Genomic DNA, 22159 nt, shown 5'->3' with positions numbered 1-22159 from the left:
AGGTTGAAATTTATTTGGCAACTGGAGTCAGTCTATTTTCGGAGCTATAAGTTCGATGAGCTGGTCGGCCACCTTTGAGACCGTGGCCAGTTCGTCGCGCAGCCTGAGCTGGGTTTTACGGCCATAGAACCAGACGGGCAACCCGACCGGGAACAGAGCCATCATCGTCCACGAAAGCCAAGCTTTTGTCGATGGCTGCTGAAACCACAGGCTTCTCAACACAGGTAAATCCATCAGCTTAAGCACAACCATCTTCTCTCTGGAATTGGAGAGATACTCGACGTTGTTTTCAATCGTATCGCGAAGACGGTGGAGCTCGTCGCGGTCATAGCCGTGAAGCCAATAATCACGATAGCCCTGCCGGGCTGGATTTTTCTGAAGATATGCCGCCACCTCAAGTTTCAGTGCCTCCATTCGCTGCACCGCCACTACCGGGTCGACATCTTCCATCACAAGCTCCTTCATCTCGACATGACGCACCTCGCTCACGCCAAAGAATTTACGGAAGAAATTCAGATAGGCATCCTTGTTGAACACAGCCGAGTCATTGACAGCCTTATATGTGAAGAATACGCCCATCGGCAGAAGGACAGCAGCACTCAGCCACATTCCTTCCCAAACTTCCCATTTACCGTCACGCGCAAGCTTATAACCCATGTTGTCGATAATATAGTAGAATATGAACAGGAACACGGAGATGACAAGCGGAGTTCCGAGGCCGCCTTTGCGGATGATAGCGCCCAGCGGAGCACCGATAAAGAAGAATATTATGCAGGCAAACGAAAGCGTGAACTTCTTTTGCAGCTCTATGGCGTGACGTCTCATTGTTTTAAGGTCATCGGCCATTGCGATGCTCTTGTACTCATATTCCTGACGCATTCGCTGAGCCTTGGCCAGACCTTGGGTCAGATAACTGAGCCTTACACCTGACGACGAACCACGCAGAACAGAGTCGACGTTGACCGGTTTCGCAATCGCCACATCAGGCCTGCGTGTCTTGACGGTCTTGCCGCTGTCGACCCGGGTCTGATAGGCATGTATGCCCATATATGGATATTCCCTGAGCGCTGTGCCATAGGATGAGCCAAGCGAGTCGACGCGTGCGCCCACAGAGTCAATTGTCGCCTGCAACTCGGCCATGTTCTTGCCGACATACTGGTTGCGCATTCCCTGCTCGTCCATACGGTTGAAATTGGAATCGAACTTCAGCATGATTTCCTTCTCTGCAAACGACTCACGGCGATAAGGCACATTCTTCATATTGCCGGCCCCGGCATCCTTGAGGTTTTCAAACGACTCGCCGTGCCAGAGATGAAGAAACAGGTGGGTCTTATCGGGGGTTATCGACATTTTTCCGGAGTCAGCAAGAATTATTGACGAGTTTTCAAAACCTTTTGACACGTCGTAGATCATCACCTCGTAGAGCACGCCAGTCTCACGGTTTTTCTCCTGCACAAACAGATTGTAGCCGGGAATCTGGTCGTAGAACACACCCTCCGGGATTTCAAGCTCCGGCGATTTCTGCCGCATGGAATAGAGCAGAGTCCACATCTTTGTCTGAGCAACCGGAAGCACGTTGTTTTGAAAAAAGAACGCGCCGGTGGCAATGCAGACCATCAGCACGATAAGCGGAGCCATGGTGCGGAGGAGCGAAATCCCCGACGCCTTCATGGCTGTAAGTTCAAACTGCTCGCCGAGATTACCGAAAGTCATAAGCGAGGCGAGAAGTATGGCGAGCGGAAGAGCCATCGGAATCATGGTCAGTGCGGCATAGAAGAACAGTTCACCTATGACATCCACACCAAGGCCCTTGCCGACAAGTTCGTCAATGTAACGCCACAGGAATTGCATGAGCACTATGAATAGACAGATGCAGAACGTCATCATGAACAGAGGAACAAAGCTCTGAAGAATGAAGATGTCCATGCGTTTGATGCGTAACATAGCTGTGACTGTATTGGCGGGTTATGATTGGGGTATGGTTATATAAAGAGTATGCTTTTAACAACGTCCGCCATGCAATCCGCTTGGTGCGGACGGCATGGCGGACGGGTATATGTGATTGATTCTTTTCAATCAGTTAATCGCAAGCCGTAATGGCTTATTTAATTCCGAGGGCGGTCTTCACGAGAGGAGTGACGTCAGTTACATCAACTCCGGTGTAAAGCGACATGCCGTTTTCGAAAATAAAGGTGTACTTACCTTCTGCGCCTACGCTCTGGATTGCCTTCATGACCTTTTCCTGTATAGGAGCGAGAAGCTGCTGGTTCTGACGCTGGAGATCCTGCTGGGCAGTCTCACGGAAGCGCTGAATCTTGGTGTCGATTTCCTGAAGTTCCTGAGTGCGACGCTCCTTGATGGTTTCGGGGGTAGTGGCCTCAAGAGCCTGGAATTCCTGGAATTTCTTGTTGAATTCTTCCTGAAGTTTGGTGAATTCGTCTTCGTATTTCTTGGTAGCGGCTTCCATCTGTTCCTGAACAGACTTCATTTCCGGAAGAGAAGTCATGAGCTCGTTAGTGTTGATAACACCAAATTTCTGAGCGAATAGGCTCATGGGAAACGCAATCATGATTGCGAGCAAAAGTCTTTTGATCATCGTTGTATTGTGAAGTTTTATTTTTTAATTATATCGTTTGTCTGAATTGTTTTACCGCTGTATAGCCAGAAATACGACACTGATTTCCGAAGCAGTGCAAAGATAGGGATTTTATTTGGAATAACCTAACTTTTCAAGCACCTCGTTAGAAACGTCGATTCGTGGAGAGGCAAATATTATATCCGCGGATGATGCACGGTCAAAAATACACTGGTAGCCGCGTTCTTCCGACACTTTCTTGACGGCATTGTACACATCGTCCTGAATCGGCTTCATCAGCGTCTGACGCTTTTTGTAGAGCTCGCCGTCAGGACCGAAGTATTTCTGGCGCAGTTCGGCAGCCTGCTTTTCCTTCCCGACGATTTCTGCTTCTTTTTTCTTCTTCTGTTCGTCGGTCAGAAAGACCATTTCATTCTGATAATTCTTATAAAGTGTCTCGGCTTCCTTGGCCACGGATTCGACCTCTTTCTGCCATCTCTGGGAAATCTGGTTGAGCTGCTCGTTGGCCATTTCATAGGCGGGGACATTCGACAGGATGTAGTCCATATCGACCAACGCGAACTTTTGCGCGGATGCCCCTGCGAAGCATGCAAGCACAAGTGCTAATGTCAGGAAAATCTTTTTCATACCTTGGCGGTGTTAAATAATTGAGGAATGTTGATATAATATAGACGCACCAGCGGGTGAAAAGTTTAATTTGCTGTAAAATCGTTGTTTCAGTTAGCTCTGTCGGGGGGGATTAGAATTCCTGACCGAGAATGAAATGGAAGTGCGAGCCACCCTTAGTGCCGTAGACGCGGTCAAAACCGTAGGCCCAGTCGATACCCATCATACCAATCATCGGGAGATAGATACGGATACCGGCTCCGGCACTGCGCTTGAGGTCGAACGGAGAGAAGTTCTTGACAGAATTCCAAGCGTTACCGCCTTCGATGAATGTCAGACCATAGATTGTTGTCGTCGGCTGGAGCATGAAGGGGAAGTGAAGTTCCATTCCGAAACGGGTGTAGGCATAACCGCCTCCACGGTAGTAGGGAGTAAGCTGTCCGTTGTCATAGCCGCGGAGTGCGATAGTCTCCTGTGCGTATGTATAGGATCCCGACATACCGTCGCCACCCACATAGAATGTTTCGAACGGAGATTTGAGATTCTTATTGTAGCTGCCGAGAAGACCAAGGTCGGCACGTGTCATGAACACGAGGGTGTATTTACCGTCAGGATTGGTAAGCGGAGTGTAGGTGCGCGATTTGAAACGCAATTTCCAGTATTCAATCCAGCGATAAAGTTCCTTGCGGGCATTCTCAATCTGAGTGGTCGTATAGGTGTCGGTATTGGTGCTCTTCGCAATTTCCGACAGCTGCTTCCAGTTCTTTTTGCCGAAGAGTGAAGCCGGAGGAGTGAGCTGGAGGTTAATCGAGAAGTTAGAGCCACGGCGTGTGTAGAGCGGGTTGTCGGTAGAGTTACGCGCAAGTGTCAGGCCAAGCGTAAGTGAATTTGACGTACCGTTCTGCATATCGAAAAGATATTCCCAGTTCTTAAGGAAATACCAGTTGTAGCCGAGTTCGGCCTGGAATGTGAAATAGTTGTCAGGCCAGTTGAGACGCTTTCCGAATCCGACAGAAACACCAAGCATCTGGAGGAACTTGTTGGGGTCGTAGGCGTTTTCGTAAGAATTCTGATAATAGTCGTTATATCCGTAGCCCGAGTTATAGAGTCCGCTGTAGGGATACATGTAGCTGTTCATGTAGCTACGGTTGTAGTACGATGAGTTGACACCTGTCTGACGGCTATAGTAGGCCGAGACAGAAAGTGAGTTCGGGCGCTTGCCTCCAAACCACGGGTCAAGGAACGATATGCTGTATGCCTGATAATAGCGGGCATTTGTCTGGGCAGAAATCGTGAGCTGCTGACCGTCGCCCTGCGGGACAAGACCTTTATAACTGTTGGGGTAGAAGAGATTCTTGATCGAGAAGTTTGTAAACTTGATCGCTACCTTACCGATGACACCGGTCTGACCCCAGCCCATAGAGAATTCGAACTGGTCGTTTGACTTCGATTCAAGGTTGAAAAGGATGTCGACAGTACCGTCCTCCTGATTTGGCTCAGGACGAATGTCCATATTTTCAGGGTCGAAATGGCCTGTCTGTGCGATTTCACGCGCCGAGCGCATGAGGTCTTCCTTATTGAACAGCTCTCCGGGCTTGACATAGAGTTCGCGACGGATCACCTTTTCATACAGACGGTCGTTACCGTTGATGATGACATTGTTGATGCGCGCCTGCGGACCTTCGGTTATTCTCATCTCAATATCAATCGAGTCACCGTTGACATTCTTTTCAATCGGAGTGAGGTCGAAGAAGAGATAACCGTTGTTCATATAGTAGTTGGCAATCGCGTCATCATCTTCCGATGTACGCTTCTTCAGAAGTTTCTGATTGTACACATCGCCCTTCTCCATTCCGAGCACGTTGGAAAGAAGGTCGGTCGAGTAGATGGTATTGCCGACCCATGAAATATCGTTGATGTAATACTTCTTACCTTCGTCAAGTGAGATGTAGACATCGACTGTCTTTTCGTCAAACGGAACTACAGAGTCGGAAAGTATCGCGGCATCACGATAGCCTTTTTCATTATATTTCTGGATGATACGTTCAAGGTCATCCTCATAGTCGCTCTCGACAAATTTTTTCTGACGGAAAAGATTCAGAAGCTTACCCTTTTCGTTAGTCTTTTTCATGACGCGCTGCAACTGGTTGTCGCTCATCACCTCATTACCGTCGATATAAATCTTGTGGACCTTCACCTTGTCATTCTTGTTGACATTGATATCGACAAGCACTTCGTTGGGATGTGAGAGGTCGTCGGTCAGGTTGATTTTGACAGTCGCGTTGCCAAAACCCTTGTTGCCATAGTATTTCGAGATAATCTGCTCGGCACGGTTGACAATGTTCTGGGTAATCTGGTTTCCTTTGCGGAGCTGCAGAGCCTCATCGAGATCCTGCTGCTCACCCTTTTTCACTCCATGATAAGTAATCGAGCCGATACGCGGCTGCTGGCGCAGGTTAAGCGTTAGATAAGCCTTGTTTCCCACGACCTTGTCGACTGTTATCTGAATTTTGGAGAACAGGCCTTGACGCCACAGACGCTTTGTCGCATCAGTGACATCCGGACCGGGAATCGTGATGAGATCGCCCTTTTTAAGTCCGGTGTAGCCGATGACTATGTAATCTTCATAGTTATCAGCACCTTTGACCTGAATATCGGCTATTTCATATGTCTTTGGCAGACCGGTGAAATGTATGGTTGGATTGTAAATCGTATCCGTCGTGGCCTGCGCCGAAACGCCGAATGATATGGAGAGTGACGAGAGCAGGAGCAGGAAAGTGATGAATTTAAAACGCATTTGTCTAACGTTGGTATTGGGGATGGAGGGATTTATTTTAGTTGTTCGGAAGTCAGGCCGAAACGGCGTTCGCGGCCACGGAAGTCTTTAAGCGCCCTGACAAAATCTTCGCGAGAGAAATCCGGCCAGAATGTATCTGTGACATAAATTTCCGAATATGCAATCTGCCAGAGCAGAAAATTGCTGATGCGGTGATCACCGCCTGTACGTATGAGCAGGTCGGGGTCTGGATATGACGCGGTGGTCAGATAACGGTTGAATGCCTCGTCCGAATCCATGTCGGCAGGGTCTGCTTTTCCGGCCTTGACATCCTCGGCAAAAAGACGCGATGCCCTGAGGATTTCCCAGCGGGCTGAATAGCTGATGGCCAGAATCAGAGTCAGGCCTGTGCCATGCGAAGTGTCGGCTATACATTGCTGCAGACGCTCATATGCCTCACGAGGCATGCGCGACGTATCGCCGATCATTTCAAGACGGACATTGTTTTTAATCAGGTCGGGAGTCTCGCGCTCGATTGCAATCACAATCAGATGCATCAGGGCGTCGACCTCGGCCTGAGGGCGATTCCAGTTTTCTGTGGAGAACGTATAGAGTGTAAGATAGCCTATGCCGAGTTCCGAAGCAATCTCAGTGATTCTTCGCACTGTGTTCACTCCTTCGACATGACCCTCGCTACGGTCAAGACCGCGCGCCTTGGCCCAACGGCCATTTCCATCCATAATGATGGCCACATGGCGTGGAAGGCTACTTTTGTCTATTTCTTCTGTCATATCTTTTATGTCGCCGGGCTTCATACACTTTGTTTGCGGAAGAGAGAAAGCTCACCGGCTGATTTGTTTATATTGTTTATATTATGATATTCATGTTCCTTAAGTCACTTTTTCAATCGATACGGTGACATGTGACGCAACGTTTGCCAAACTCGTAACTGATGCCAAGCATTATAGTCGAATACCAATCGGTATTTTTGAGGAAAGAACTTTTAATCTGATAAAGGTCAGATAGTTCTCCGCTATCGACATGATCGCCAAACACTTTTGTCATACAGAACTCAAGACTGAGATTGACACGCGGCTTGACCTTGTATTTGACACCGAAGCCCATCGGAAGGCTCATTGCCACATAGCTTTCGCCTGCCGTATTTGACATCGTGACTCCAAGCCCAAGCGAGAGATATGGCGAAACGCGGCTGAGATTCTTATAACTCTCCCCTATCCCATAGTTGAAAAAGTTAAACTCGACCCGGCCTCCGAGATCGTAGACCCACGACTTGAAGTCGTAGACCTTTCCTTCGGGTAGCACATTGTCCATATCGGCCGTCGTTCCACTCAGTGAAGCAGCCGTAAACAGACCGCGTATGGCCCAGCGGGTGTTGATGAGATAGCGAAATGAGCCGTTAAGCGCGACACCCGGATGAGCGAAAAGCGAACTTTCGTTTGCATCACCGAGATAGCCCGACATCCCGAGTCCTGCTCCGACATCAAATTTGTATGTCTCGACGCTCTCTTGCGTCTGAGCGTATGCTTCAGCCGGAATTACCGACAAGCATAAAGCGACAATCAGTGAGAGAAAGAGAGGTTTCATATGAGATTACCACCTTATTTAATATAATGGCGACATCATTAATAAAGTGGTGCGAATGTGAAGCGACGAATCACTCCTTTCCAAAGCGTGTCGTAAAGATCACCGGCAGCATTCTCGCCTCCGAACAGATAGATGTAAGGACATTCCCATTCTGTGACAGGTTTGCTCACACGACTTACATGTGCAAACGGGACAGGGGTTGCCCATGCAGGCATACGGTTGCCATTGAAGGCGGTCCAGCCATCAGCCGAACGCGACACCGAATCATCAAGACGGGCATCAACCACCATAGCCTGTGCGGATGCAAAATCAGGAATATAGTCCGGCAGCTGGAGATAGCTTGACGCCTCATCCCATGTTATGCCTTGGTCATATGAAATATATACATTGTTTGACACGACCTGACCTTCTGTCGACTCATAACGGCCACCGAGGGCAATGAGCGCCGAGCGCTCTGTCACACGCCAGAATCCGGTCACTTCGCGTGGTGTAAAATACGGGAACAAAGCCACATCCTCACGCTCATCAATGTCTCGCGAGCTGATCTTCGCCCAGACTTCACCGTCATATCCCCATGTCGAGCCAACGACATTACCTGAAGCGTCATGTCCGCCGACAAACATTGAAAGCGGAGAGTCGCTCCATGAGGTTACATATGTAACCATCTGACCTGTGCCTCCGATAGGGCATCCCGCGGGTATTGCATGTTCGGTAGTCGCAGGATAAGTGACATGCTTCCAACCGTCGGCATCCTTTCTTGCACCAAGGATGCGATTTACGTAACCGCCGTAGACATGATCCATGTGAGAGCCGGTGGCACTCCATGTCAATGCGTCAGACGATGTATAGAGACGACCTTGACCATCAATGATATAGAAGGCATCGTTACTTGCAGCGAATGATTCGACCACCGCGTCGTCGGGGATATGAGCTTCGTCGGCAGTCCAATTGTTGTCATAAGGATTTTCGACCGAGGCAACCGAAGCCTTAGAGCCGGCAACCGTAAGACAGTATATGCGCCCCTTGAATTCAACTGTCTTCTGAGCCTGCGGAGCGGAAAGCGTCCCGGGAAGTGTGCGGCGTGAGGCCTTATCCCAGTAGAGCGTATCGGGCACTACCTCATGCACGTTGAGCTTGATGCTGTATTCGCGGCTCGAAAGACCGTCGTATGACTTCACGAGCAGCTTGACAGGGCCATCGGCAAAATTTATGCTGTCGTTCGGACTTTCGATATAACTGATGGTCGTATCGCGGGAGGTCTCCGGGACACGGAACGTAAGGTCACATGCGCTTGCCGACGATGTGCCGATTTTGACTATCATCTTGTCGATACGCGTACCCTTGGGAAGCGAGTCGGCATTGAAAATGACAGCGTTGACAAGGTCTATCGAAAAGTAGACAGAATCAAGGCCTTTAAGCACACTGTCATTCTTCCCGAGGCTGAAAGATGTCACCGAACAGTTGCCGAAATCGCCCTCTGCCACAAACGAGTCAGAGTCCTTGTTACAGCTACTGATAATGGCTGTCAGGAAGAGAGCCACCAAAGTGTATAGCGGATATCTTTTTGTCATAATGCGATTAAAAATCCGCCTTTTGCGGCGGGGTGTATTTGCAATTCGTTGTATCAGGGTCGTTTAGGTATTCTAAACAATATTTCAAGATGCAAAGTTAACAAGATTTTTGTTAACTACCATTCCGAGTACGTAAAAAAAAGCTAATTAGAGCACTACACATTCGTTAAATCGACCACACGGCCATTTTACATGATGTAGACCCGCCACAACAATCCCTGTAAATATTTCAAATCAAAAGGCATCCATCGGTCAATGTCGCACATCTGTAGACAGCCCGGATAATATCGGCCCGAATCTGTCCCCAAACAAGCTACAACTCTGTCTACCAAACAGGTACAAAACGATTTTTTTCAACAAATCATGGCAAATTTCTTGGATTTATTAATCCTAATCCATACATTTGCATTATCAGACCCTCCCCCCTCTTCAAAACAACACTTGCATTAACGCCAACTACAGCCGACAGGCTAAGTTACAACATATAGCAACCTCATAAAAACAAACTTTTCAATCAAACTACAAACCTGACAGGATATCTAACATACTAACTTTATACAAGCTATTTACAATCGTCGGAGCCACATTAGAAAAAGCCTCTGATTCCAAATGCAACCATTAAAGACGGAATCGTTTTTTCAATATATGTGTTTTTACAAGATTGTAGATTAGAAGAGGGGGACTGGCCGTGAGGTTCGTCCTCCTTGTCTTTTACAGGCATTTACAAAAAATATTGCCGTCACCGCTGAGCCACGATGACGGCATATAAATATCAATAAACCACAAGGTCAGCCCACCTGCAATTATTTGCGCGGGGCGATTACCCTATCGCCGATAAGCTTGGCGAGTTCGGAGCGGGCGCCTTCTATCTCCTGAAGCCTACGCATTAGTGCGAGCGCACGCTCATAGTCAGAGGCACATGCGGCAAGCTCCTTACGGGTGTCATCAAGGCGCGTCCAGAGAATAGCATCCTTCAGTTCATGCAAAGCTCGCGGCACAAGCTCGCCCAAAAGGTCCTGTTCAGTGTCGACCTTTGCATATTTCGTGTGCACCTTGCTCAATATATGGCGCTCCACAACGAGATCCGAAGCGAGATTCCTGACAACATCGTCGGGCGACGAACACATCTGGCGTGCGAGGTAGGAGCTTGAGAACTCTTCAAGCCCACGGTTGAAATTAGTGTCGACCGTCTCTCGCAAAGTCTTTTCCATAGCCGAAATGCTCCCGACATCAGTAGCCTTCTGCCTGATTGCCTCGACACCGGCTGAAAATTCCTGATTACGCCGTCCTTCCAGTTCCTCGCGACGACGGGCGAGATCGGCCTCCCAGCTGTAACGGCTCAGACGCCGTGCCTCGGCGAAAAAATGGGCAAGGTCAGGATTTACAAACGAAATTTCATCGGCGGCAAGATCTGCCTCTATATATTCAAGCACAGTCATCGGGACGGCGTTTCCATCGTCATCGATACCATCGGCAAAGGCATAATTGCCATATTTGGCGATGAGACGTGCGATATTCATCTCATAAGTCCGGAGAAAACGCACATGGCGCGACTGTTCGGCCTGAGGCTGAGACGGCCGGTGCTGAGAATCGGCCTCAGGTCCTCCTTCTGCCGCAGCCCCGTCCGCCACCGACGGAGCAGCGCCGCCTGTGAACACCTCGGCTCTTTGTTGCTCCTCGCGCGATTTCAGCCTGAATTCATTGTAATACTTTCCGATTTCGCGACGCAACACATCCTCGTCCATAAAGAGTATGCGTGAACACTCCTGCGCATAGACACTCCGCTTGATTTCGTCGGGAATCAGAGCGATGGTTTTCACCACACGCGTGATGACCTCGGCGCGCTTTGTCGGATTGCTGGCCGCTCCGTCCATCAGAATCGAAGCCATAAAACTGATGAAATCGGTCTCATGCTCGCTGATATAGGCCTCGACCTCGCTCGACGAATGGCTCTGGGCAAACGAGTCGGGGTCTTCACCTTCAGGCAGGAGTAGCACTTTGATGTCCATGTCGTCCTGCAAAAGCAGTTCGATTCCTCGCAGCGACGCCTTGATACCGGCGGCGTCACTGTCGTAGATGAGAGTGACATTGGATGTGAAGCGCTTGATCAGGCGCACCTGCTCCACAGTCAAAGCCGTGCCCGACGAGGCGACGACATTGCACACCCCGGCCTGATGCATCGAGATGACATCCATGTAGCCCTCGACAAGGATACACTTCTGCGCCTTCGCTATCGCCTGCTTTGCCTGAAACAGACCGTAAAGCTCCCGTCGCTTCAGATAGATGTCCGATTCGGGCGAATTGACATATTTAGCTATCTTCTTTTCCGAGCTGAGCGTGCGTCCGCCGAATGCAACCACCTTTCCGGCAAGCGTGAATATCGGATAAATCACTCGGCCACGGAAACGGTCATAGATGCGTCCGTCGTCAGTCTTGTTACATACGCCTGTCGAAATCAGATACTGCTCGCTGTAGCCACGCTCGATAGCCGTCTTGTAGAGCGCGTCGCGCCCGTCGAGGGCATATCCGAGATGGAATTTCTCGATCATCGCCTCGCTGATGCCTCGGTAGCGGAAATACGAGAGACCGATGTCACGACCGTCAGCCGTCTCCTTGAGATTCTTCTCAAAGTAGCGCATGGCGAAGTCGTTGAGAGCAAACATGTTCTCGCGGTCATTCTCGGCACGACGCTCGTCGTCGGTCATCTCGCGCTCCTCGATTTCAATGTTGTATTTCTTGGCGAGATAGCGCAATGCCTCTGTAAACGACAGCTGTTCGAGCTTCATGATGAAACTCACCGGGCTTCCGCCCTCGCCACAGCTGAAACATTTGCACATGCCTTTCGACTTTGACACATAAAACGACGGGGAACGGTCGTTGTGAAACGGACACAGTCCGACATAGTTAGCCCCACGCTTTTTAAGGGCTACGAAGTCACTCACCACCTCTACGATATCGGCGGCATCGAGTATTCGCTGGACTGTGGCATTGTCAATCTTTTTCATAGCGACCACAAAGTTAGCCCAATTTCGCAAAACATCAAAGCCGAACAACAAAGACCCTCCACCACCAACCGTCAGCCCGGCCCCCCAAGTTTCCGGCATAAGCGAAAAAAGGCAGTCGAAAAATCCGCTCAAAGCCTTCTTAATTGACAATATTGACAAAAAACAGCGCCAGTGACACCACAAAGAGAGCCAAGCTTTGGCATATCGGTCGAATTTTCACCATATTATAAGATGAATTTAAAGAATTATTTTCTATCTTTGCAAGCTGAAAACAACAGGAGTCGCTCGTATGACTCCCTAAACCACACATTATTAATAATGGCAACAATCAATATCACCTTCCCCGACCAGAGTGTGAAGCAGTTTGAGAGCGGAATCACCCCCCTGCAGATTGCCGAATCTCTGTCGTCGCAGCTCGCCCGCGACATTCTCGCGGCATCAGTCAACGACAAGGAGTGGGACATCACCCGCCCCATCACCGAAGATGCCACAATCAAACTTTTCAAATGGGATGACCCCGAAGGCAAACACGCTTTCTGGCACTCATCGGCCCACCTTCTTGCCGAAGCGCTTCAGGAACTTTTCCCCGGAGTCAAGTTCGGCATCGGCCCGGCCATTGAAAACGGTTTCTACTACGACATCGATCCGGGCGAACACACCATCACATCTGCCGACTTCCCCCGCATCGAGAAAAAAATGCTCGAACTCGCACAGCAGAAACAGCCCATCGTCCGCGCCGACATCTCGAAGTCCGACGCGCTGAAGCTCTTCGGCGACCGTGGCGAAGAATACAAGTGCGAGCTTATCAGCGAACTTGAGGACGGACACATCACCACCTACACACAAGGTTCGTTCACCGACCTCTGCCGCGGCCCGCACATCGCCAACACCGCCCCCATCAAGGCTGTGAAGGTGACATCGCTTGCCGGCGCATACTGGCGTGGCGACGAAAAGCGCAACCAGCTCGTCAGAGTCTACGGTATCACCTTCCCTAAAAAGAAGATGCTCGACGAATACCTCGTGCTCCTTGAGGAAGCCAAAAAGCGCGACCACCGCAAGCTCGGCAAGGAAATGGAACTTTTTGCATTCTCACAGAATGTAGGCGCAGGTCTGCCGCTCTGGCTCCCCAAAGGCACAGCCCTTCGCGACCGCCTCGAACAGTTCCTCCGCAAAATCCAGAAACAATACGGCTACCAGCAGGTAATCACACCCCATATCGGCAACAAGAACCTCTACGTGACCTCAGGCCACTACGCCAAGTATGGCAAAGACTCTTTCCAGCCGATCCACACACCCGAGGAGGGCGAGGAATATCTGCTCAAACCGATGAACTGCCCCCACCACTGCGAAATCTTCCGCGCACTTCCCCGCAGCTACCGTGACCTGCCACTGCGTCTCGCAGAATTCGGCACAGTCTACCGCTACGAACAGAGCGGCGAGCTCCACGGCCTCACTCGCGTGAGAGGCTTTACGCAGGACGACGCACACATCTACTGCGCCCCCGACCAGATCAAGGGAGAGTTCCTCAAGGTGATGGATATCATATTCTACATCTTCAAGGCTCTTAAATTTGAAAACTTCGAGGCTCAGATTTCACTGCGCGACCCCAACAATAAGGAAAAATATATCGGCACTGACGAAAACTGGCATCTCGCCGAGCAGGCCATCATCGACGCTTGTGAGGAAAAGGGTCTCAAAGCCCGCAAGGAATATGGCGAAGCCGCCTTCTATGGCCCGAAACTCGACTTCATGGTCAAGGACGCACTCGGCCGTAAATGGCAGCTCGGCACAATTCAGGTTGACTACAACCTTCCTGAAAGATTCCAGCTCGAATACACCGGCTCTGACAACCAGAAACACCGCCCTGTGATGATCCACCGTGCGCCTTTCGGCTCGATGGAACGCTTCGTCGCCGTGCTTCTCGAACACACAGCCGGACGCTTCCCCCTCTGGCTCGCACCGCAGCAGGCAGTCGTGCTCCCCATCTCGGAGAAATTCAACGACTATGCCTATGAAGTCGCAGCCAGCCTCAACGCCCTTGACATCCGTACCCAAGTTGACGACAGAAATGAAAAAATCGGCAAAAAAATCCGTGACAACGAGCTCAAGAGAATACCCTACATGCTCATTGTCGGTGAAAAAGAAGCTGAAAATGGTGAAATTTCTGTAAGAAAACAGGGTGAAGGTGATAAAGGTTCGATGAAAATTGCTACCTTTGCAGACGATTTGACTCGCGAAGTCAACGAAATGATTAATCAATAACCCCCTGAATGGAGAAAAAACCTTTCACCCCGCGCCCGCCGCGCCCCAACAATAGCAACGGTCCACGCCGTCCTCTGAATAACCGTAAAGAGGAACCATACGCCATCAACGAGCATATCCGCGCACGCGAAGTGCGACTGGTAGGCGACAATGTTGAAAACGGCATATATTCCATTCAGGAGGCATTGAAAATCGCCGACGGTCTCGGTCTCGACCTCATCGAGATTTCACCGACCGCCGAGCCACCGGTCTGCCGTGTGCTCGACTACCAGAAGTTCCTCTACCAGCAGAAAAAACGCCAGAAGGAACAGAAGGCAAAGGCAACGAAAGTAGTAGTCAAGGAAATCCGTTTCGGACCTCAGACCGACGACCATGACTATAACTTCAAGCTTAAACACGCCATCGGCTTCCTGCAGGAAGGCGCAAAGGTGAAAGCATACGTTTTCTTCAAAGGCCGTTCGATTCTTTTCAAGGAACAAGGCGAGGTGCTTCTGCTGCGTTTCGCCAACGACCTTGAGGAATATGGCAAAGTAGACCAGATGCCGGTCCTCGAAGGCAAGCGCATGATCATCATGCTCAGCCCGAAGAAAAAATAAACCAGCAATACGCTAAAAAGCGCGTCGGCCTCCGGGCCGACGCACTCTATAGAATTAAAATCATTATTTAACAATCACAACCAATGCCAAAGATTAAGACTAACTCCGGTGCCAAAAAGAGGTTCGCCCTTACCGGATCAGGAAAGATCAAGAGAAAACATGCCTTCAAGAGCCACATCTTGACTAAAAAGACCAAGAAGCAGAAACGCAACCTCACTCACTTCTCTGTTGTGTCTCGCGCCGACGCTTCAAACGTTAAGGAACTCCTCGCCCTTAAGTAAGGTTAGGCTTTTCCCCTCCGATCTTAAACAAATCGTGATTTCTAATTCAATTCTTTAAACCGAACGGTCAGCCACCTAAAAAATGAAATTAAGTGCATTGACGTGCCGCTGACGTTCACAACTCATTTTTCAAAATGCCAAGATCAGTAAATCATGTAGCTTCAAGAGCTCGCCGCAAGAAAATCCTCAAACTTACCCGTGGTTACTTCGGATGCCGTCGCAACGTTTGGACTGTAGCCAAGAACACTTGGGAAAAGGGTCTCACCTACGCTTACCGTGACCGCAAGGACAAAAAGCGTAACTTCCGTGCCCTCTGGATTCAGCGTATCAACGCAGCTGCCCGTCTTGAAGATCTTTCTTACTCAAAGCTCATGGGCCTTATCCACAAAGCAGGCATCGAGATCAACCGCAAAGTCCTCGCCGACCTCGCGCTCAACAATCCTGCCGCTTTCAAGGCTATCGTTGACAAGGTAAAGAACGCATAAGGATTCATCAAGTGTGAGAAGCACTTGCGTATATCCAAACGCGCACAAAATTTAGCCATACCAAAACCAAGGGCTTCCCTCAGACTAAACGCTGTGGAAGCCCTTGATTATTTTCATCACATATTTAATATATTATACAAACTTCGTCAGTGATATGACCAACGATAAGAACTACTCGCCGGCCACTCTTTGTGTACAGGCCGGATGGACTCCAACCAAGGGTCAGCCACGTGTGCTACCTATAATCCAGAGCACAACTTTCAAATATGACACGAGCGAACAGATGGCCCGGCTTTTCGACCTCGAAGACTCCGGATATTTCTACTCCCGCCTCCAGAATCCCACCGTCGATGCGGTCGCTGCCAAAATCGCAGCACTCGAAGGAGGTGTCGCCGCCATGCTTACCTCGTCAGGACAGGCTGCAAACTTCTATGCTGTCTTTAACATCTGCGAGGCAGGCGACCATATCGTATCGTCGTCAAACATCTACGGCGGCACTTACAACCTCTTCGGCGTTACACTCAAAAAGCTCGGTATCGACTGCACATTCGTCGACCCCAACGCCTCCGAGGAGGAGATTCAGGCAGCCTTCCGCCCGAACACCAAAGTCCTTTTCGGCGAGACCATCTCTAATCCCGGCGGCGAGGTGCTCGACATCGAGAAGTTTGCGCGTGTAGCCCATGCCAACGGAGTCCCCCTCATCGTCGACAACACCTTCCCCACCCCCATCAACTGCCGCCCGTTCGAATGGGGCGCAGACATCGTCACACACTCCACGACCAAATATATGGACGGCCATGCTGTCAGTGTCGGCGGCGCTGTGGTCGACAGCGGTAACTTCGACTGGGATGCACATGCCGACAAATACCCCGGTCTCACCACCCCCGACGAGTCATACCACGGTCTGACCTATACCAAATCGTTCGGCAAGGGAGCTTACATCACCAAAGCCGTAGCCCAGCTTATGCGTGACCTCGGCTCGATGATGTCGCCACAGAACGCCTTCCTGCTCAACCTCGGACTTGAGACCCTCCATCTGCGCGTCCCGCGCCACTGCGAAAATGCCATGACCGTAGCCAAATGGCTCGAAGCCAATCCAAAAGTAAAGTGGGTGAACTATTGCGGCCTCCCCGGCAACAAATATCATCACCTTGCCGAAAAATATCTTCCTAAAGGTTCATGCGGAGTAATCGCCTTCGGTATCGAAGGCACGCGCGAGGACGCAATCAAGTTCATGGACCGTCTGAAATTCATAGCCATCGTCACCCATGTGGCCGACGCGCGCACCTGTGTGCTACATCCTGCAAGCCACACCCACCGTCAGCTCACCGACGAGCAGCTCCGCGAAGCCGGTGTAGCACCAGACCTCATCCGCCTCTCCGTCGGCATCGAGGACGTGGCCGACATCATTGCCGACATCGAGCAGGCTCTCGCCTGATTCCGGCACTCCATTCCAAACTCTCCATTAAGAAAATGTCGCTCATCCAACGCATCAAAAAACTTCTTACCGACACGAGGCCGCCCGAACCAGACGACCTCGTGAAGATAAGAACCTTCGACACCGCAGGCGAAGCCTACGTAGCCAAAGCCCTCCTTGCGTCCAACGGCATCCCAGCTATGGTCTCAAACGAGGCTGAAATCTACTCGCCACAGATCCGCACAGGCATCCGCCTGCTCATCTTCTACCGCGATTGGGACACCGCTACCAGTCTTCTCGACGGAAAAGCCTGAAAGACACATTCCAACATGGCATACAATCAAAAGCGTTGCGCATTCATAGTTAATTATGAATGCGCAACGCTTTTAATTGTATATGAGATTAGTAATCGTTCAGAACATGAAATATCTCAACATATTGCCATCAGCATCATCAAAACTGTCATCCTTACGTTTTTTTGGCTTCTTCTTTTTTCCCATGAACTCCTTGTTGAAGCGATATTCGAGCGAGACAAGGAAGTAACTGCCCACCTGCATGTCATAATACTCGGAGATACCTGTCGACGAACTCTGACGGACAAGATTTTTCCTGTCGTTAAGTATGTCGACCCATCTCACTGACACCGTAGCCGTCCGCTGCTTCAGGAAGCGCCACGACACTTCAGCATTCCATTGCAGCTGGCTGAAGTCGCGAGGATTGATATTCTTGCCGGTCCGCAGTGAATATGAAGCATCAGTGGAGATGCGCAGACCGAACGGCAGATTAAGGTCGGGCGCGAGACTGAACGCATAGTCCGACTGATGGTCGGACAGACCCTGCAACTGATTGACCGAATGCGAGTATCTCCACGACACATTTGTCCTTAAATTAAAAATACCCGACATGTAGTGAAACGCCCCTGAAATTCCCGTGTTCCTGTAGCGGGTGATGCTGCGTTGCGGCTGCTCATCCATATCCTCGTTTATCAGCCCGACGCTCCTGCTGAGTGATCCGTTGATACTGACTGAAATCAGGTACTTCGACTTTAGGTATTTGAAATAATTGACATAGAGACTTGCATCGCGGTTACCGTTGATGTTGACCGGCGAGCTGATGCGTCCGCCTGTCTGCGGATTGTAGTAAACGGCCATTGTCTGTTCGTTGATGGTGTTTGACATACTCATGCTGACAGAAAGTCCAAGAGGCGAATTCCGGCCGTCGAAACTCAGCGACTGGCGGTAGGCAGCCTTGAGACGTGGATTGCCTCGGGTGATGTAAAGCGGATTGCTGTTGTCGGTCAGTGAGAGTAGCGAAGATATTTCGGGCTGCCTTGTAGATCCGTCGTAGGCCATGCCGAAGGCCCAGTCATCACTCATATAGGTTACGCTAAGACGCGGAGCGAAGTTGACCGACGACCTGACCGTATCGGCCCGCCTTATGCCGGTCTTCTGGTCGAGTGTCCGACGTTCAGGCTCTGCGGTAAATGTCGCATCGGCATTCAAGCGCTCGGAATTATACATAAACACAGCCTGCATCTCGTGGGCATAGATACGGCTGAAACTGTAATTACTGAGACTGTCTATATAGGCCGACTCATAGCCTGAAGGAAGTGTCGCCGCCGATATAGCCTCCTCGCGGTCAAAGAAAGGTGAGAGATCATAGGTGTTGCGCGTGTAGTCCTCGCGTGTCTTTTTGAACCTGTAGCTCAACTCGAAGCGCATCTTTTCAGAAAGCGGCTGGGTGAAACGCAGGCCGATTGTGCGCGTTCGGCTTTCGGATGGCGTGATATTATACTGGTGACGATAGAGCACCGAATCAAGTCCCGCATGGTCGCGCAGCCTGAAATAGCGCGTGTCGGATTCCGAGAACGAACGCCCGGTGCGGTCACCGTTTTTCAGACCTCCGGAAATCACTATCGCCGTCCCCCGTTTGTTAAGCTTACGTGTAACGGTGGCGTTGAGCGAATAGTTCTTATTGTCGTTCACACTTGTGCTGCTTTGAGAGATGTCGTTGACCTTTATTGAATCCGGCACTTGGCCGTAGACATTCTCGGCGAAGGGATCGACAGTCGGTAGATTAGGGTCAGCGTCAAATGATGCCCGGCGATTTTCGCCGGTGACGGTGCTGCGCGCATTCTGCATGTCGCCGGTGAGGCTTATGCGGGTATGGCTGCCGATGGTCCACCTCATGTTGAGATTGGCCGAGAGCCGCCGGTTCTTATTGCGGTTCGTTCCGGTCGAATGGCTGAAAGTATCACCGGTCGATAGATAACTTTCATCGGCCGAAGAGAAGACAGAGCCTGAACGGTCGTGACCATACACCACATCTGCCCCGACAAACAGATTGTCGGTCATATCTTTCGATAGGTGCAGCGACAACGCGTCGCGTCTGTTTTTCTTGTAGAGGGTGGTCATGTCGCGGTTGCCGCTTCTCAGCGAAAGCGAAAACGCATCGCCACCGGGTTTGAAATAGTGCGACCTCAGCTCGGCGTTCTTCCTGTCGCGATTGCCCATGCCAACCTCAGCAGCCGTCATCAGCGATCCGTTAAACTCATCCTCAGTCTGAAGGTCAAGCACGAAATTATTACCGGACTTCCTCTTTATGCCAAGAAACATATCCTCGTCGCTCGACTTATCATAGATTTTTATCTGCTTGAATATTTCGGCACGCAGATTTTCAAGCGCCATCGACTTGTCACCTGTCAGAAAAGCCTTTCCATTGATATTGATTTCAGAAATCGGAGTGCCATTGTAGCGCAAGCTTCCGGTCTCCTTGTCATAGGTCAGCCCGGGGACCATACTGACGAGTTCTTCGAGATAAGCGCCGTCGCGAGTCTTGAAAGCGTTGGTGTTGATAATTGTCGTGTCGCCCCTGAATACTATGGGCTTCACACGTGCGGTCACGACCACTTCGTCGAGCGCTATCGCATCGGCAATGGAATCGGCACGCGCAATTGCAGCCTTAACCAAATCATCCTCATCAATGGCAACACTGTCAGGCTCTGCCTCCGACATCCTATCGGTCAATGAATGGAATCCAAATTCCATACTTCCGGCAATAGCCGAAACCGACAAGATTAAAAGCGATAACACAAACAGAATATTTCGTGAAAATTCCATTGCTGAAGTAGACTAATTCAGACGAAAGTACAACTTAATCCTATAAATACAAAATCGCAATCAACAATTAACAATTATTAAACCGACATGTTTAAAACTCCACAGGACGTATGGTATCCATCAGCATATCACAAACCAAATTCTTTCAATTTGCCATTATTTGAAGCCCAAATCAGTTAAATTTATAATTTTATTGCATGGTTTTATAAATAATTTGTAACTTTGCAGCCAATCGTCTTCATTCTCCTTACCACTCCTCACGCAAGAACCATTGTTTTAGGTCAAGTTTCCAATAAAACATTCACACAAAAATACATAAATATATATCCGAATATATGAGTGACAGGCTTTTTATCTTTGACACGACACTTCGCGATGGAGAGCAAGTGCCCGGTTGTCAGCTCAATACCGTAGAAAAAATTGAAGTTGCAAAGGCGCTGGAGGCCCTCGGGGTCGACGTCATTGAAGCCGGATTCCCCGTGTCGAGCCCCGGTGACTTCAATTCAGTGGTCGAAATCTCCAAGGCTGTTACATGGCCGACAATCTGCGCGCTCACACGCGCTGTCGAAAACGACATCCGTGTAGCCGCTGAAGCTCTAAAATATGCCAAACATCCGCGAATCCACACCGGCATCGGCACATCTGACTACCACATAAAATACAAATTCAATTCAACCCGCGACGACATTCTCGAACGTGCCGTAGGCGCAGTTTCATTCGCAAAGAAGTTTGTCGAAGATGTGCAGTTCTATGCCGAAGATGCCGGACGTACGGACAACGAGTATCTCGCACGCGTAGTCGAGGCTGTGATACGCGCAGGAGCGACAGTCATCAATATTCCCGACACCACCGGCTATTGTCTGCCATCGGAATTCGGAGCAAAAATCAAATATCTGATTGACAATGTCGAGGGAATCGACAAAGTTGTCATCGCCACACACTGCCACAACGACCTCGGCATGGCCACAGCCAACACCGTCACAGGTGTCATCAACGGAGCGCGTCAGGCAGAAGTCACAATCAACGGTATCGGCGAACGTGCAGGCAACACCTCGCTCGAAGAGGTTGTGATGACATTCCGCTCCCACAAAGACCTCGGAATCGACACAAATATCAACGCCACCAAAATTACAGGCGTCAGCCGCATGGTGTCGAGCCTCATGAACATGCCCGTGCAGCCCAACAAGGCGATTGTTGGCCGCAATGCGTTCGCACACTCGTCGGGTATCCATCAGGACGGTGTGCTCAAGAACCGCGAGAGCTATGAAATCATCGACCCGAAAGATGTTGGCATCGATGAAAACTCAATTGTCCTCACCGCACGCAGCGGACGCGCGGCTCTCAAACACCGCCTCCACGTGCTCGGCATCGAACTCTCGCCCGAAGACCTCGACAAAGCATACGAAGCGTTCCTCAAGCTCGCCGACCGCAAGAAGGAAATCAACGACGACGATGTGCTCATGATTGCCGGCGCTCACCGCAAAGCACTCAACCGCATCAAGCTCGACTTCCTGCAGGTGACAAGCGGCGTAGGCGTACATTCGGTAGCAAGCGTCGGGCTCGACATCGCAGGCGAGAAATTTGAAGCATGCGCTTCGGGCAACGGCCCTGTCGATGCCGCCATCAGCGCCATCAAACTCATCATCCACCGCAAGATGCTCGTCAAGGAATTCCTCATCCAAGCCATCAATAAGGGCAGCAACGACGTGGGCAAGGTCCACATGACCGTCGAGCACGAAGGAACACCCTACTACGGATTCTCGGCCAACACCGACATCGTCGCAGCCAGCGCCGAGGCGTTTATCGACGCTATCAACAAGTTCGTACGCTAAACAACCAT

The 22159-nt window shown here is 50.3% G+C and carries 16 protein-coding genes; 7 read left to right on the top strand and 9 right to left on the bottom strand.

From position 1 onward, the window contains the following. Positions 1–27 precede the first annotated feature (27 nt). The 8 genes from QZ311_RS02610 to dnaG form a co-directional block, all read right to left on the bottom strand. Positions 28–1944, bottom strand: a complete 1917-nt coding sequence (locus QZ311_RS02610; protein WP_297063590.1) for an LptF/LptG family permease — start codon at positions 1942–1944, stop codon at positions 28–30. Positions 1945–2101: 157 nt separating this feature from the next. Beyond that, positions 2102–2596, bottom strand: coding sequence for an OmpH family outer membrane protein (locus QZ311_RS02605; RefSeq protein WP_297063588.1), 495 nt, complete (start codon positions 2594–2596; stop codon positions 2102–2104). Between the two features lie 111 nt (positions 2597–2707). Next, positions 2708–3223 carry an OmpH family outer membrane protein gene (locus QZ311_RS02600; protein ID WP_297063586.1) on the bottom strand — a complete coding sequence of 172 codons (516 nt, stop codon included), beginning with the start codon at positions 3221–3223 and terminating at the stop codon, positions 2708–2710. 112 nt (positions 3224–3335) lie between these two features. Next, entirely contained in the window at positions 3336–5999 is a 2664-nt protein-coding gene (locus QZ311_RS02595; protein WP_297063583.1) for a POTRA domain-containing protein, read from the bottom strand. Between the two features lie 32 nt (positions 6000–6031). After that, positions 6032–6769, bottom strand: coding sequence for an isoprenyl transferase (locus QZ311_RS02590; RefSeq protein ID WP_297063581.1), 738 nt, complete (start codon positions 6767–6769; stop codon positions 6032–6034). 112 nt (positions 6770–6881) lie between these two features. After that, positions 6882–7583: a DUF6089 family protein gene (locus QZ311_RS02585; RefSeq protein ID WP_297063579.1), complete on the bottom strand. Its 702-nt coding sequence runs from the start codon at positions 7581–7583 to the stop codon at positions 6882–6884. 38 nt (positions 7584–7621) lie between these two features. Next, complete coding sequence (locus tag QZ311_RS02580) at positions 7622–9154, bottom strand: DUF6242 domain-containing protein (protein WP_297063577.1); 1533 nt, start codon at positions 9152–9154, stop codon at positions 7622–7624. An 803-nt stretch (positions 9155–9957) separates the two neighbouring features. Beyond that, positions 9958–12159: a DNA primase gene (gene dnaG, locus QZ311_RS02575; RefSeq protein ID WP_297063575.1), complete on the bottom strand. Its 2202-nt coding sequence runs from the start codon at positions 12157–12159 to the stop codon at positions 9958–9960. A 318-nt stretch (positions 12160–12477) separates the two neighbouring features. On the opposite strand from dnaG, the gene thrS reads away from it, so the two are divergent. The 6 genes from thrS (at position 12478) to QZ311_RS02545 (ending at position 17514) form a co-directional block, all read left to right on the top strand. Next, positions 12478–14421 (top strand): threonine--tRNA ligase, encoded by a 1944-nt coding sequence (gene thrS, locus QZ311_RS02570; RefSeq protein ID WP_297063574.1) that lies wholly within the window; start codon positions 12478–12480, stop codon positions 14419–14421. Between the two features lie 74 nt (positions 14422–14495). Beyond that, positions 14496–15017, top strand: coding sequence for a translation initiation factor IF-3 (gene infC, locus QZ311_RS02565; protein ID WP_363323590.1), 522 nt, complete (start codon positions 14496–14498; stop codon positions 15015–15017). 83 nt (positions 15018–15100) lie between these two features. Continuing rightward, a complete protein-coding gene (rpmI, locus tag QZ311_RS02560; protein WP_123615160.1) occupies positions 15101–15298 on the top strand; it encodes a 50S ribosomal protein L35 in 198 nt (65 codons plus the stop codon). A 134-nt stretch (positions 15299–15432) separates the two neighbouring features. Continuing rightward, entirely contained in the window at positions 15433–15783 is a 351-nt protein-coding gene (rplT, locus tag QZ311_RS02555; RefSeq protein WP_107032431.1) for a 50S ribosomal protein L20, read from the top strand. A 154-nt stretch (positions 15784–15937) separates the two neighbouring features. Further along, on the top strand, positions 15938–17221 hold the full coding sequence (locus QZ311_RS02550) for an O-acetylhomoserine aminocarboxypropyltransferase/cysteine synthase family protein (protein WP_297063568.1): 1284 nt from the start codon (positions 15938–15940) through the stop codon (positions 17219–17221). Between the two features lie 35 nt (positions 17222–17256). Beyond that, positions 17257–17514 (top strand): DUF2007 domain-containing protein, encoded by a 258-nt coding sequence (locus tag QZ311_RS02545; RefSeq protein WP_297063566.1) that lies wholly within the window; start codon positions 17257–17259, stop codon positions 17512–17514. Between the two features lie 99 nt (positions 17515–17613). Here QZ311_RS02545 and QZ311_RS02540 read toward each other — a convergent pair whose 3' ends face one another. Next, positions 17614–20247: an outer membrane beta-barrel protein gene (locus tag QZ311_RS02540; protein WP_297063564.1), complete on the bottom strand. Its 2634-nt coding sequence runs from the start codon at positions 20245–20247 to the stop codon at positions 17614–17616. Between the two features lie 407 nt (positions 20248–20654). On the opposite strand from QZ311_RS02540, the gene QZ311_RS02535 reads away from it, so the two are divergent. Next, positions 20655–22151 carry a 2-isopropylmalate synthase gene (locus tag QZ311_RS02535; protein ID WP_297063562.1) on the top strand — a complete coding sequence of 499 codons (1497 nt, stop codon included), beginning with the start codon at positions 20655–20657 and terminating at the stop codon, positions 22149–22151. Positions 22152–22159 lie beyond the last annotated feature (8 nt).

The organism is uncultured Duncaniella sp., assembly GCF_910578445.1.
Lineage (GTDB): Bacteria > Bacteroidota > Bacteroidia > Bacteroidales > Muribaculaceae > Duncaniella.
This window is presented reverse-complemented; position numbering and strand designations above follow the sequence as displayed.

Coding starts and splice junctions, on each gene's coding strand:
- rplT (WP_107032431.1), top strand. CDS start 15,433: ATGCCAAGATCAGTAAATCATGTAGCTTCAAGAGCTCGCCGCAAGAAA.
- QZ311_RS02540 (WP_297063564.1), bottom strand. CDS start 20,247: ATGGAATTTGGATTCCATTCATTGACCGATAGGATGTCGGAGGCAGAG.
- thrS (WP_297063574.1), top strand. CDS start 12,478: ATGGCAACAATCAATATCACCTTCCCCGACCAGAGTGTGAAGCAGTTT.
- QZ311_RS02535 (WP_297063562.1), top strand. CDS start 20,655: ATGAGTGACAGGCTTTTTATCTTTGACACGACACTTCGCGATGGAGAG.
- QZ311_RS02545 (WP_297063566.1), top strand. CDS start 17,257: ATGTCGCTCATCCAACGCATCAAAAAACTTCTTACCGACACGAGGCCG.
- rpmI (WP_123615160.1), top strand. CDS start 15,101: ATGCCAAAGATTAAGACTAACTCCGGTGCCAAAAAGAGGTTCGCCCTT.
- QZ311_RS02610 (WP_297063590.1), bottom strand. CDS start 1,944: ATGTTACGCATCAAACGCATGGACATCTTCATTCTTCAGAGCTTTGTT.
- QZ311_RS02600 (WP_297063586.1), bottom strand. CDS start 3,223: ATGAAAAAGATTTTCCTGACATTAGCACTTGTGCTTGCATGCTTCGCA.
- QZ311_RS02605 (WP_297063588.1), bottom strand. CDS start 2,596: ATGATCAAAAGACTTTTGCTCGCAATCATGATTGCGTTTCCCATGAGC.
- QZ311_RS02585 (WP_297063579.1), bottom strand. CDS start 7,583: ATGAAACCTCTCTTTCTCTCACTGATTGTCGCTTTATGCTTGTCGGTA.
- QZ311_RS02580 (WP_297063577.1), bottom strand. CDS start 9,154: ATGACAAAAAGATATCCGCTATACACTTTGGTGGCTCTCTTCCTGACA.
- QZ311_RS02595 (WP_297063583.1), bottom strand. CDS start 5,999: ATGCGTTTTAAATTCATCACTTTCCTGCTCCTGCTCTCGTCACTCTCC.
- QZ311_RS02590 (WP_297063581.1), bottom strand. CDS start 6,769: ATGACAGAAGAAATAGACAAAAGTAGCCTTCCACGCCATGTGGCCATC.
- dnaG (WP_297063575.1), bottom strand. CDS start 12,159: ATGAAAAAGATTGACAATGCCACAGTCCAGCGAATACTCGATGCCGCC.
- QZ311_RS02550 (WP_297063568.1), top strand. CDS start 15,938: ATGACCAACGATAAGAACTACTCGCCGGCCACTCTTTGTGTACAGGCC.